The sequence below is a fragment of the Massilia sp. IC2-477 genome, from assembly GCF_020707265.1.
GTDB lineage: Bacteria > Pseudomonadota > Gammaproteobacteria > Burkholderiales > Burkholderiaceae_D > Telluria.
The window spans coordinates 80,788-92,590 of sequence record NZ_JAJFEQ010000001.1 but is presented as its reverse complement, the minus strand read 5'-3'; the positions used below and the strand labels follow the sequence as shown (position 1 = coordinate 92,590).

Annotated in this window: 11 protein-coding genes; 7 read left to right on the top strand and 4 right to left on the bottom strand. The window is 66.4% G+C overall.

Translation table 11 applies throughout. The annotated features are described in order from the left end of the window. Positions 1-33 precede the first annotated feature (33 nt). The 5 genes from LK542_RS00485 (at position 34) to LK542_RS00465 (ending at position 4,205) form a co-directional block, all read left to right on the top strand. Positions 34-513, top strand: coding sequence for a VOC family protein (locus LK542_RS00485; protein ID WP_227800039.1), 480 nt, complete (start codon positions 34-36; stop codon positions 511-513). 324 nt (positions 514-837) lie between these two features. Beyond that, the gene (locus LK542_RS00480) at positions 838-1,425 is read left to right on the top strand and encodes an exopolysaccharide biosynthesis protein (protein WP_227810398.1); all 588 of its coding nucleotides are present in this window, start codon (positions 838-840) and stop codon (positions 1,423-1,425) included. Between the two features lie 238 nt (positions 1,426-1,663). Further along, a complete protein-coding gene (locus LK542_RS00475; protein WP_227810397.1) occupies positions 1,664-1,879 on the top strand; it encodes a hypothetical protein in 216 nt (71 codons plus the stop codon). A 68-nt stretch (positions 1,880-1,947) separates the two neighbouring features. Further along, positions 1,948-3,669, top strand: coding sequence for a GMC oxidoreductase (locus LK542_RS00470; RefSeq protein ID WP_227810392.1), 1,722 nt, complete (start codon positions 1,948-1,950; stop codon positions 3,667-3,669). 26 nt (positions 3,670-3,695) lie between these two features. Then, positions 3,696-4,205 (top strand): gluconate 2-dehydrogenase subunit 3 family protein, encoded by a 510-nt coding sequence (locus LK542_RS00465; protein WP_227810391.1) that lies wholly within the window; start codon positions 3,696-3,698, stop codon positions 4,203-4,205. A gap of 18 nt (positions 4,206-4,223) precedes the next feature. Here the strand turns inward: LK542_RS00465 and LK542_RS00460 are convergent, their stop codons facing one another. The 4 genes from LK542_RS00460 to pstS form a co-directional block, all read right to left on the bottom strand. Next, positions 4,224-4,787 (bottom strand): manganese efflux pump MntP family protein, encoded by a 564-nt coding sequence (locus tag LK542_RS00460; RefSeq protein WP_227810390.1) that lies wholly within the window; start codon positions 4,785-4,787, stop codon positions 4,224-4,226. Between the two features lie 60 nt (positions 4,788-4,847). Beyond that, positions 4,848-7,541: an EAL domain-containing protein gene (locus LK542_RS00455; RefSeq protein ID WP_227810389.1), complete on the bottom strand. Its 2,694-nt coding sequence runs from the start codon at positions 7,539-7,541 to the stop codon at positions 4,848-4,850. A 73-nt stretch (positions 7,542-7,614) separates the two neighbouring features. Beyond that, entirely contained in the window at positions 7,615-8,259 is a 645-nt protein-coding gene (locus LK542_RS00450) for a response regulator transcription factor (RefSeq protein WP_227810388.1), read from the bottom strand. A 57-nt stretch (positions 8,260-8,316) separates the two neighbouring features. Continuing rightward, entirely contained in the window at positions 8,317-9,345 is a 1,029-nt protein-coding gene (gene pstS, locus LK542_RS00445; RefSeq protein ID WP_227800031.1) for a phosphate ABC transporter substrate-binding protein PstS, read from the bottom strand. A gap of 189 nt (positions 9,346-9,534) precedes the next feature. Here pstS and LK542_RS00440 point away from each other — a divergent pair, with 189 nt between their 5' ends. Together LK542_RS00440 and ggt are read left to right on the top strand one after the other, a co-directional pair. Continuing rightward, the gene (locus LK542_RS00440; protein ID WP_227810387.1) at positions 9,535-9,939 is read left to right on the top strand and encodes a hypothetical protein; all 405 of its coding nucleotides are present in this window, start codon (positions 9,535-9,537) and stop codon (positions 9,937-9,939) included. A 16-nt stretch (positions 9,940-9,955) separates the two neighbouring features. Further along, positions 9,956-11,698 carry a gamma-glutamyltransferase gene (ggt, locus tag LK542_RS00435; protein WP_227810386.1) on the top strand — a complete coding sequence of 581 codons (1,743 nt, stop codon included), beginning with the start codon at positions 9,956-9,958 and terminating at the stop codon, positions 11,696-11,698. Positions 11,699-11,803 lie beyond the last annotated feature (105 nt).

Below are 11,803 nucleotides of genomic sequence, written 5' to 3'. Positions count from 1 at the left end.
CCGAACGATGTGCCAACGATTGGAGACATGCCCATGGTCAGCAAAAACACGATCTGCCTCTGGTTCAACGGAACGGCGCTGGAAGCGGCACAGTTCTATGCGGCAAACATCCCCGACAGTGCGGTCGGCCAGGTCTTCCGCGCACCCAGCGACTATCCGGCCGGCAAGAAGGGCGACGTGCTGACCGTCGCCTTCACTGTGGCCGGCATCCCCTGCATCGGGCTGAACGGCGGCCCGGTCTTCCCGCACACCGAAGCCTTTTCCTTCCAGATCGCGACCGACGACCAGCAGGAAACCGACCGCCTGTGGAACGCCATCGTCGGCAACGGCGGCCAGGAGAGCGCTTGCGGCTGGTGCAAGGACAAGTGGGGCCTGTCGTGGCAGATCACGCCGCGCGTGCTCACCGAGGGGATCGCCGACCCCGACCCCGACGTGGCAAAACGCGTCTTCGAGGCCATGATGACGATGCGGAAGATCGACGTCGCCGCGATCGAAGCCGCCCGCCACGGCTGAGCTGCTTTCCATGCCATGCTCGTCTATGCGTCCGAGGTCAGGAAGATGACATGATGGAACTCTGGTAAGCTCTGCTCCCTGTACCAGGAAACAGAAGGGGTGGAATTCGTCTCCTGTCCGGCTGGGCGGCGCGATTGCCCTTGTAGCGGCGCACCTCATCAGACGAACATACACGATTTAATCGGACGGCCCGCCTCTCCACTATACTATTGCCGATCTTTAAGCCAACGGCAGCACCGCCGCTGGCCCAACGCCATATTCATGTACAAGCAACACGAAAAAACACCCATGCAAGGTGAACCGATCTTCAAGAAGGTCCGCGGAATGGTCCGCTCCCTGCCGCCTGGCGGCATCACCCTGAGCGAACTGATCTACCGGGTCGGCAACGAAGGCCTGCTGATCCTGACCGCCCTGCTTACCCTGGTGTTCCTGATTCCGGTATCGATCCCGGGTGTCAGCACCGTATTCGGCGCTGCGATCCTCCTGATCGGCATCAGCCGGCTGTTCGGGCGCGAACTCTGGGTCCCGGCAAAACTGAAGCACCGCATGATCTCCACCAGCAAGCTGCGCCCGGCGCTGCGCAAGGCGCTGCCCTGGCTGTACCGGATCGAACGCGTCTGCAAGCCCAATCGTATCCAGTGGCTGGTGGCAAACGGCCCGATCCAGCACCTCAACAATGCCGGCCTGATCCTGGGCGCTGTGCTGCTGATGATGCCCTTCGGCCTGATCCCCTTCAGCAATACCTTCCCTGCGGTCGCCCTGTTGTTCCTGGCAATCGGCCTGCTGCAGCGCGACGGCGTCAGCGTGCTGCTGGGCCACATCAGCAACGTCGTCACCATCCTGTATTTCACCCTGCTCATCGGCGGCGGCGGCCTGGCGGTGCGCGAAGTCTTCAACCGCATGGCCGGCTGAACCTTCCTCCTCATTCGGCGGGCTGGAACATTCCAGCCCGTTTCCGTTCCGGTGCCCGCACGCAAACCCTTGCTAAACATGCAGACCGGCACTAACGGCTGTCCCAACAACGCGCAATGCCACACATGCAAGTTTTGCAGATAAGCCACTGAAAACATCAAGTTGGCACGCACTCTTAAGAATTTACTTTAAGTGCATTTACCGCTCTGCTAGCATCCTTCGCTGGCATGGAGGACACATGGTTGAGCAAAGCAGAAACGATGCACGCACCGATGTTGTGACGGCGGGCCAGGTCGACGAAGGCCTGAAGTTGTGCGCCCGCTATGGCATGCACCCTGCCCTGCTGTTCATGGAACAGGTGGGCGTGCCGCGCCAGGTGGCCCTGCGCGTCCTGTGCTCTCCCGAACACTTCCGCCAGCGCGACCGCCGCCGGCATCCCCGCCCCGCACGCTGAGGCCTCGGCCTGGAAAGGCTGGCAGAATCCACTTTTCGTGAAGGCAACGAGGCCGTACACTTCACGTGATGAACACGATCCCAGCCTCTCCTGCCGCGCCCGCACTCAATATCAAGGCAGCTGCCGAGCAGACTTACGATGCCATCGTGATTGGCTCGGGCATCAGCGGCGGCATGGCGGCGAAGGAATTGTGTGAACTGGGCTTGCGCACCCTGGTCCTCGAGCGGGGCCGTACGGTGGAACACATCAAGGACTATCCGACTGCGCTGAGCGCGCCGTGGGAGCTGCCCCACCGGAATCAGCTGAGCCGCAAGACGCGGGAAGACAATCCGATCGCCAGCCGCCATGCCTCGTTCCAGGAAGCGACCGAACACTTCTTTGTCAAGGACAAGGAACACCCGTATGTGCAGACACGCCCCTACGACTGGATCCGCGGGTACCAGCTAGGCGGGCGTTCGCTGACCTGGGGGCGCTGGACCCAGCGTTGGAGCGAGCAGGATTTCGAGGCCAACGCCAGGGAAGGCATTGCCGTCGACTGGCCGATCCGCTACCGCGACCTCGCCCCCTGGTACAGCCACGTGGAAAAATTCGTCGGCGTCAGCGGCAACCGCGATGGGCTGCCCCAGGTACCGGACGGCGAATTCCTGCCGCCGATGCAGATGACCCCGGCCGAACAGCACTTCAAGCGCCAGCTCGCCAGGCATTATCAGGACCGTCACCTGGTCATCGCGCGCATGGCCAACCTGACCGTGCCGCACCTCGGACGCGGCAGCTGCCAGAACCGCAACCTGTGCGTGCGCGGTTGTCCATTTGGCGGCTACTTCAGCAGCAACAGCGCAACCCTGCCGGCAGCAGACCGGACCGGCCTGCTGACCATTCGCCCGGACTCGGTGGTCGAATCCATCATTGTCGATCCCGCCAGCGGCAAGGCGAAGGGCGTGCGTGTCATCGACGCACACACCAGGACCGGTACCGAGTATTTTGCGAAGCTCGTGTTCGTCAATGCTTCGACCCTGAACACGACGCTGATCCTGCTGAACTCCACTTCCAGCCGCTTCCCGCGGGGGATGGGCAATGATAGCGGCGAACTGGGACGCAATCTGATGGACCATAACTGCAATGCCACGATCCGCGCCGAGCTGCCGCTGTTCCAGGACCAGTACTACCAAGGGCGCCGTCCCGGAGGCGTGTATCTGCCGCGCTTTCGCAATCTCGGGGCCGACCGCAGCAGCGCCTTCCTGCGCGGCTTCGCCTACCAGGGCAACAGCACGCGCACGCCCCAAGCGATGCCGCCAGGCCTCGGGGCGGAGCTCAAGCAGGCCTTGCGCGATCCCGGTCCATGGCAGATCAGCATGCGCGGCATCGGCGAATGCCTTCCCTATCACGGCAACAAGGTCAGCCTGAGCCCGACTTTGCGCGATGCCTGGGGCATACCATTGCTCGAGGTCGACGCAGCGTTCGGCGACAACGAGCATGCGATGACCCGCGACATGCTCGCCGCCGGCGCCGACATGTTCGAACGTGCAGGCTTCACCAACATCACGACGCACGAAGCGCACGACAACATGGGGCTGCGCAACCACGAAATGGGCACGGCGCGCATGGGCCGCGATGCCCGCAGCTCGGTGCTCAACGGCCATAACCAGGTATGGGGCGCCCCGAATGTCTTCGTCACCGACGGCGCCTGCATGACGTCGAGCGGAACAGCGAATCCTTCGCTCACCTACATGGCGCTTACCGCAAGGGCCGCGCATTTCGCCGTGGACCAGCTCAAGAAGGGGGAGCTGTGAGCTGGCCGGGGACCAGCCGCCGCCGCATGCTGCTGTCTACGGCGCTGGGCGGCATCGGCCTCCTTGGCGGCTGCAGCCTGCCGGCCCGGCGGCGCGACGCACGACGAAACGCGCTCGGGGCACGCGACGTGCTGCTGCTCGACGAGCTGGGCGAGACCATCGTGCCGGCCACGCCCGGCCTTGGCGGCGCGCGCGCGGCCGCCATCGGCCTCTACATGATCGCCACGGTCAACGCATGCTGGCAGCGAGAGGAGGCGCAAGCATTCGTCCGGGGCCTCGATGCGCTGGAGGCAGCGTGCGCCCACGAGCATGGGAAGGGCTTCACCACGCTGACGGACGCGCAGAAGCTCGGCTTCCTGACCCGCTGGAGCGTCGACCCGGCGGGCGCCGGAATGGTCGCCATGCTCAAGCGCCTGACCGTGCATGGCTACCTGACGTCGGAACTTGGGGCTACCCAGGCCCTGCGCTACGATCCGGTACCGGGCAGTTATCGCCGGATCCGGTACGCAAAGGGCGACAGGCGCTGGGCCACGTAGCGACTTTCGACACGCTTCCTAGTGAGTCAGGTGCTCGATCAGGATGGTCGTCCCCACCAGTACCAGCACCACGCCGCCGATGCGCTCGGCATTGCGTCCCACGGCCGCGCCCAGGCGGCGCCCGAGCAGCACGCCGATCGTGACCATGGTGGTGGTGGCGATGCCGATCGCGATCGCCGCGTGCACGATCGAGACGTCGACGAAAGCCAGCCCGACCCCGACCGCCATCGCATCGATGCTGGTGGCGACCGCGGTCAGCACCAGCACCAGGAGATTCTGCGAGCCGCCCTCTTCTTCCTCCTCCTCGTCCTTCCCGAAGGAGAGCCAGATCATGCGCGCGCCCAGGCCGAGCAGCAGCACGAAGGCGATCCAGTGGTCCCACTGGCGGATGGCGTCGGCGGCCAGCGAGCCGAGGGCCCAGCCGATCAGGGGGGTGATGGTTTCGATGCAGCCGAACAGCAGGCCAATCCGGAGCGCCTGCGGCAGGCCGGGCTTGCGCAGGGCGGCGCCCTTGGCGATCGCCGCGGCGAAGGCGTCGGTCGACATCGCCAGGGCAAGGAAGATGAGAGCGGTGAAAGTCATGCAGGGTTCCAGTCGAGCGCGAGACGATACCACATCCTGCGCGGCCGTCCCAGCCTTCGGCTAGCCCCCGGCCGGCACCCCCGCGCTGGACGCGAGAAGGAAGCGCTGCGCCATCATGGCCTGCATATCGGGCGCCGGCACCGGGCGCGCGATGTAGTAGCCCTGCACCTCGTTGCAGTCGAGCGCGCGCAGGATGTCGAGCTGCTCGGCGGTCTCGACGCCCTCGGCCACCACCGACATGCCGAGCGCGTGCGCCATCGACACGATCGCCTGGAAGAACACCTTGCCCTCCTTCGAGTTGCCCAGCTCCATGGTGAAGGCGCGGTCGACCTTCAGCACATCCATGCGCAGGCGCTGCAGCTGCGACAGCGAAGAATAGCCGGTGCCGAAGTCGTCGACATGCAGCTTGACCCCGAGCGCGCGCAGCGCGGCCAGCTCCGCCAGGATCTCTTCGTGGTCGCCCATCATCGCCGACTCGGTGATCTCGACTTCGATCAGGCTGGCCGGGATGCGGTGGCGCGCCATCGCGCTGCTGAGGTGACGCTGCACGCCGCCTCGCAGGAACTGCTTGGGCGAGACGTTGATGGAGACCGGCACCAAGACGATGCCGGCCTCGCGCCAGGCGGCCAGCTGGGCGCAGGCCTTGTCGATCACGAGGTCGCCGATGCGGCGGATCAGGCCTGTGCTTTCCGCCAGCGGAATGAATTCGCCGGGCGGCACCAGGCCCAGTTCCGGATGCTGCCAGCGCACCAGGGCTTCCATGCTGAGCAGCTCGCCGCTGCGGGCGTCCACGCGCGGCTGGTAGTAGAGCAGGAACTGGTCGCGCTCGATCGCTTCCAGCATGCGCTGCTTCAGGCGCGCGCGCGAGTTCAGGCTGTTCGACAGGGCCGGGTCGAAGAAGCGGTACTGGCCCTTGCCCTCGTTCTTCCCGGCATACATCGCGATGTCGCTGTGGCGCACCAGGGTCTCGGCGTCCTGGCCGTCGCGCGGATACATGCTGATGCCGATCGAGGCGCCCACCGCATGCAGTTCGTCGGCGATCAGGAAGGGCACGGCGAAGGCCTCGACGATGCGCGCCGCCACCGAGGCGGCCTGGCGCTCGCCCTCGCAGGGATGCAGCAGCACCAGGAATTCGTCGCCGCCGAAACGCGCCACCTGGTCGCTCGGGCGCAACAGCGACAGCAGGCGCCCCGCCGCGGATTTCAGCAGCTGGTCGCCGACCGCGTGGCCGTGGCTGTCGTTGACGTGCTTGAATTCGTCCAGGTCGATGAACAGCAGCGCCAGGCCGGCCTCGTTGGCGCGCGCCTGCGCCAGGATGTCCGGCATCGCGTTCAGGAAGGCGTGGCGCGTGGCCAGGCCGGTCAGCACGTCTTCGTTGGCCAGGCGCTCGAGCTGGTTCTCGTGGGCCTTGCGCTCGCTGATGTCCTGCAGCGTCACCGCCAGGCCGTTCCCGACCCGCACCAGGCGCCGCCTGCCCCAGCTGATGTTCAGGCGGTTATCCAGCGGCATCCGGCGGTCGTCCTCGTAAAAGCCGGTTTCCATCGCCTTGCGGTAGGTGTCGAGCAGGGCTTCGCCGAACAGCGCGCTGTCGATCTGCGACAGGCTGCTGCCCACCAGCGTGGCGCGCGTCATCCCGTAGAAGAAGGCGCCGCGCTCGTTGCAGTCGACGATGCGAAAGTCGGCGATGCTGCCGTCGCGCGCACGCACCGCGGCCGCCATGTAGAAGCCGTCGTTGCCGCTTTCGGTGGCGGTACGGTAGGCGCGCTGCACCTGTTCCTGTTCGCGTTCGCGCAGTACCGCGCGCCGCGCCAGCACCGAGCCCACGGCGCCCAGCAGCAGCAGGCAGGCGCTGATGGCGATCGCGCGGTCGCGGCCGTCGGCCCAGGCGGCGGCGCTTGGCGCCAGGGCCGCGCCGTGCGACAGCGCGACCAGGGCCACCAGCGGGTAGGCGCTCGAGTGGCGCCAGCCGAGCACGCGCGCCTGGCCGTCGGCAAAGCCCACGGCGCCGTCGCCCCCGACCAGGCGCACGCCCCGTTCGCTCGACCACAGGCTGTCGTCGGCCGGCAGCAGCCGCTTGCCGGCGTCGAGGAAGGCGGCGCCGTCGCTGCGCTGCTCGGTGCGCAGGCGTCCTTCACGGTGGGCCAGCGCCACCACGCCGCCCATTCCCAGCGTGGCCGGGCTGACGAACGAGGTGAAGTAGCGCGCGTCGACCGCCATCAGCACGATGCCGTCGAATTCGTCGTCGCGTGTGTCCAGGCGGCGCGTGAACAGCACCAGCTCGCCCGGCTCGGCGAAACCTGCCGGCGCGGCGCCGATGCGCAGGGCGGTGGAGATGTGGTTGCGGTGCTGGACGAAATAGGGTCCGGCGGAGAGGTCGCTGCCGATCAGCGCCGGCCGGGTCGAGGCCCTGACGATACCGCTGCGATCGACGATCGCGACCGCGCGAAAGGCGCCGTCGGTGAACATGCCGTCGCGCCGCAGTTCGTCGAGCAGGCCGGCGTCCCTGCCCTTCTCCCAGCTGAACTTGAGCTGCATGGTGACCTGGTCCATCTGCCCGACCGAGCGCGTGATGTACTGCTCGTAGGCTTCGGCATAGGCGCTGGCGTCCTTGCGCGCCTGGCTCTCGGCGCGGGCGTGCTCGGCATCCGCGCGTACGACGGTGGCAGCCCACAGGGCGGCCGCCAGCAGCACGGCCAGGGCCGGCCAGATGAAGACGAGGAAGCGGTTGGTGCGGGAAGCGACGTGGATGCTCATACAAGCTATTTCAACTAGGCAAAATTTCCGCCAGTCTAAATAGCCAAGATGTCATCTTCGTGACATTCGACCTTCAGGCGGGCGACAGCATGTAGCCGGCTCCGCGCACGGTCTTGATCACCGACTTGGCGCGGCCCAGCGCCTTGCGCAGGCGCAGCACGTGGACGTCCACGGTGCGCTGGTCGAGGGTCTCGTGCGACTCCCACAGGTGCTCGAGCAGCTGGGCGCGCGAGAACACCTGGCCCGGGTGGCACAGCAGGAAGCGCAGCAGGCGGTATTCGGCGTGGCGCACCTCGACCTTGTGGTTGCCCACCCGGACGCTGCAGCTGAGCGGGTCCAGCACCAGGCGGCCGGAACGCAGCAGGCGCTCGTCGGGCGCGTCTTCGGGCAATGGCTGGGGAATGAATTCGGCGACCGGCGCCGGGGCCGGCGTCCTGCGTTCGTCTTCGCCGCATTCGGCCGCCAGCAGGATCACGGGCCGGTCGCGCAGGCGGCGCTCGCCGCGCAGGCGCGCCAGCAGGCGCATGCCGCCTTCCTGGCGCAGCATTGATTCCTGCAGCAGCAGCTCGGGGCGCTCGCGCCCGATGAAATCCCAGGCCTGCGCCAGGCTCGGCACGCTATGCCAGATCCACTCGTCTTCGTGCAGCGAATACTTGAGCAGCTCGGCGACGGCCGGCTTGTCGTCGACGACCAGGACGATCGTGTTTGCCGTAGTCATGGGAATCCAATGAAAATCCGGCGGCCAGGCCGCCGGAATCGTGGAGAGATCGAAGGATCAGTAGACCGCCTTGCCCGATGCATCCTTCAGCTGCGACTTCCAGTTGGCCTGCACCAGCTTGACGACCGATGCCGGCATCGGCACGTAGTCCAGCTCGGCGGCAGCCGGAGCGCCGTTCTTGAAGGCCCAGTCGAAGAACTTCACGACTTCGGCACCCTTCGCGCCATCAGCCTGGGTCTTGTGCATCAGGATGTACGAGACGCCGGTGATCGGCCAGCTCTGCTTGCCCGCCTGGTCGGTCAGCACCACGCCGAAGCCCGGGGTCTTGGTCCACTCGGCGCCGGCGGCGGCGGCCTTGAAGGCGTCGTCGTCAGGCTGCAGGAAGACGCCGTCCTTGTTCTTCAGCTGGGTGTGCGACAGCTTGTTCTTCTTGGCGTAGGCCCACTCGACGTAGCCGATCGCGCCCTTGATGCGCTGCACGTTCGCGGCCACGCCTTCGTTGCCCTTGCCGCCCACGCCCACGGCCCACTTCACGGTGGTGCCGGCGCCGACGCTGGTCTTCCACTCCGGACTGGTCTTCGACAGGTAGTCGGTCCACAGGAAGGAGGTGCCCGAGGAATCGGCGCGGTGCACGACGGTGATGTCGGCGTCCGGCAGCTTGACGCCCGGGTTCAGCGCGGCGATCGGCTGGGCGTTCCACTTGGTGATCTTGCCCAGGTAGATGTCAGCCAGCACCGGACCGGTCAGCTTCAGTTGGCCCGGGGTGACGCCGTCGACGTTGACCACGGCGACCACGCCGCCCATGATGGCCGGGAACTGCATCAGGCCCGATTCATCCAGCTCTTCGGCTTTCAGCGGCATGTCCGATGCGCCAAAGTCCACGGTCTTGGCCTTGATCTGCTTGATGCCCGCGCCCGAGCCGACCGACTGGTAGTTCAGGCCGTTGCCGGTGGCAGCCTTGTACGACTCGGCCCACTTGGCGTAGATCGGATACGGGAAGGTCGCGCCGGCGCCGGTCATGTCGGCGGCGAAGGAGGTCGACATCACGAGTGCGGCTGCTGCGCCGGCAAGGATCTTCTTGAACATTGGCTTGTTATTCCTATTCCTGGTTGAGGGATGTGTTTTGGACCACGCAGCAAAGTCTAGTGCGCGAATATGACCGGTTTATGACCTCGCGGATAACATCGGGGTGACATGGCGATGCGTGCACGCGCGACCACACACGACAGGTTTGCTATGATGGAGATTCCAAAAATACAAGCCGATGGACATCGCATGCACACCCTGCTCCGTGTCGTCACCCTCGGCTGCGCCGGCCTGCTCCTGAGCGCCTGCGCGGCCACCAAGGACCGCCTGCCCGAAGCGCGCTACACCCTGGCGCCGCAGCAGGTGTTGCCGCTGGCCGAGCGCCTCACCATCACCTACGAAGGCGCGGAAGACAGCCGCTGCCCGGACAATGCGCGCTGCATCTGGCCGGGGCGCCTGGCCTACCGCTTCACGATGCGCATCGGCAGCGTGGCCCAGGCCTTCTACTTGGTGCAGGGCCAGCCGGGCTACATGTCGCCGGCCCTGCGCGGCTCGCGTATCGAGCTCGACCACCTGACGCCGCCCCCGCCGCGCGGCATGGCGGGCAGTCCGCCGCCTTCCTATCCAGTGACCTTCAATATGTACGCGCAATAAGCGCCGGGGACGCGCCATGAAGAAAGCGACGCTGCTCGCCTGCGGGCTCAGCTTGTCCATCGTGCTGGGCCCCGTGCTCGCCAGGACCCCGGTGGCCACCGGCACCGGCGGCGCCGTCGCCACCATCAGCGAGCAGGCGTCGAACTCGGCCCTGCGCATCCTGAACGGGGGCGGCAATGCCATCGACGCGGCCGTGGCCGCGGCGGCGACACTGGGCGTGACCGACCCGTTCAGCTGCGGCATCGGCGGCGGCGGCTTCATGGTGATCTACCTGGCCAAGGACAAGCGCGTCATCACCATCGACCACCGCGAGACGGCGCCCGCCGGCTTCACCCCTGCCGCCTTCCTCGAGAACGGCAAGCCGGTCGACTTCGAGAGCGTGGTGGCCAGCAGCGCCTCGGTCGGCGTGCCGGGCACGGTGCGCGGCTGGCACGAAGCCTTGACGCGCTACGGCAGCATGGATTTCAAGAAGGTGCTGGCGCCGGCGATCGAGGTGGCCGACAAGGGCTACCAAGTCACTGAAATTTTCTCTCATTTAACGGCCCAAAATGAAAGGAAATTTCAGCTCTATGCGCCGACCAGCGCCCTGTATCTGCGGAACGGCAAGGCCGTGCAGCCGGGCACCCTGATCCGCAATCCCGGCATGGCCAGGGCCTACCGCGAGATCGCCCAGGGCGGCGTGAAAGCCTTCTACGAAGGGCCGATCGCGCGCGCGATCGTCGAGGCCGTCAACAAACCGCCGTTTGCACCCGGCAAAAGCGCGCGCACGGGCCGCATGAGCATGGCCGACCTGGCCAACTACGAAGCGCGCATCCGCCAGCCGCTGCGCAGCACCTACCGCGGCTACGAGATCTACGGCATGCCCCTGCCCAGCAGCGGCGGCGCCACCGTGGCCGAGGCGCTCAACATCCTAGAGGGCTTCGAGCTGTCGCGCATGCCGCGCGCCCAGGCCGAGCACCTGTACATCGAGGCCAGCCGCCTCGCCTTTGCCGACCGCAACGCCTACCTGGCCGACCCCGAATACATCGACGCGCCAGTGGCGGGACTGCTGTCGAAGGAATACGCGGCCCAGCGCAGGAAACTCATCAACCAGCGCGCCGGCCGCAGCGCCGCGGCGGGCGATCCCTACGGCTACCAGCACGACCAGAGCGTGCCGCTGCGTCCGCAGTCGCACCGCCTGCAGCTGGAAAACGCCCACACCACCCACCTGACGGTCTCGGACAAGGACGGCAACGTGGTGTCCTACACCTTCACCATCGAATCCTGGGGCGGCAGCGGCATCGTGGTGCCCGGCTACGGCTTCCTGCTGAATAACGAGCTGACCGATTTCGACTTCAGCGGCCCGCACCCGAACGTGCCGGAAGCCGGCAAGCGCCCGCGCTCGAGCATGGCGCCCACCATCGCCCTGAAGGATGGCAAGCCGGCCTTCACCATCGGCAGCCCGGGCGGCTCGACCATCATCACCACGGTGCTGCAGACCATCTTCAATTACATCGACCTCGGCATGCCGATGGACCAGGCGGTGAACGCTCCGCGCATCTCGGAGCGCAACGGCGAGGCGACCTCGATCGAGCCGGGTTTCGCCGGCACCGAACAGGCACGGGCGCTGGCGCGCTTCGGCCACCGCTGGGAAGCCGACCCGGAAGAAATCGGCGCCGCCAACGCCCTCGTGTTCAATCCGGACGGCACCGTGACCGCCGTCAGCGAAGGCAAGCGCCACGGCGTCGGCACGGCGCTGGTGCAGCGCCGCGGCCATTAAACGCCGGGGCGGACGGACCACTGTTGGGCATTGTGTACATGTTCAAAATCTTTCATGGCTGGAAGAACAAGTTCATGTAGGAATGATCTTACATTGGGATAACAT

Bases quoted from the DNA above. Each gene is read 5' to 3' on its own strand.
- LK542_RS00485 (WP_227800039.1), top strand. From the start codon at position 34: ATGGTCAGCAAAAACACGATCTGCCTCTGGTTCAACGGAACGGCGCTG.
- LK542_RS00480 (WP_227810398.1), top strand. From the start codon at position 838: ATGGTCCGCTCCCTGCCGCCTGGCGGCATCACCCTGAGCGAACTGATC.
- LK542_RS00475 (WP_227810397.1), top strand. From the start codon at position 1,664: ATGGTTGAGCAAAGCAGAAACGATGCACGCACCGATGTTGTGACGGCG.
- LK542_RS00470 (WP_227810392.1), top strand. From the start codon at position 1,948: ATGAACACGATCCCAGCCTCTCCTGCCGCGCCCGCACTCAATATCAAG.
- LK542_RS00465 (WP_227810391.1), top strand. From the start codon at position 3,696: ATGCTGCTGTCTACGGCGCTGGGCGGCATCGGCCTCCTTGGCGGCTGC.
- LK542_RS00460 (WP_227810390.1), bottom strand. From the start codon at position 4,787: ATGACTTTCACCGCTCTCATCTTCCTTGCCCTGGCGATGTCGACCGAC.
- LK542_RS00455 (WP_227810389.1), bottom strand. From the start codon at position 7,541: ATGAGCATCCACGTCGCTTCCCGCACCAACCGCTTCCTCGTCTTCATC.
- LK542_RS00450 (WP_227810388.1), bottom strand. From the start codon at position 8,259: ATGACTACGGCAAACACGATCGTCCTGGTCGTCGACGACAAGCCGGCC.
- pstS (WP_227800031.1), bottom strand. From the start codon at position 9,345: ATGTTCAAGAAGATCCTTGCCGGCGCAGCAGCCGCACTCGTGATGTCG.
- LK542_RS00440 (WP_227810387.1), top strand. From the start codon at position 9,535: ATGCACACCCTGCTCCGTGTCGTCACCCTCGGCTGCGCCGGCCTGCTC.
- ggt (WP_227810386.1), top strand. From the start codon at position 9,956: ATGAAGAAAGCGACGCTGCTCGCCTGCGGGCTCAGCTTGTCCATCGTG.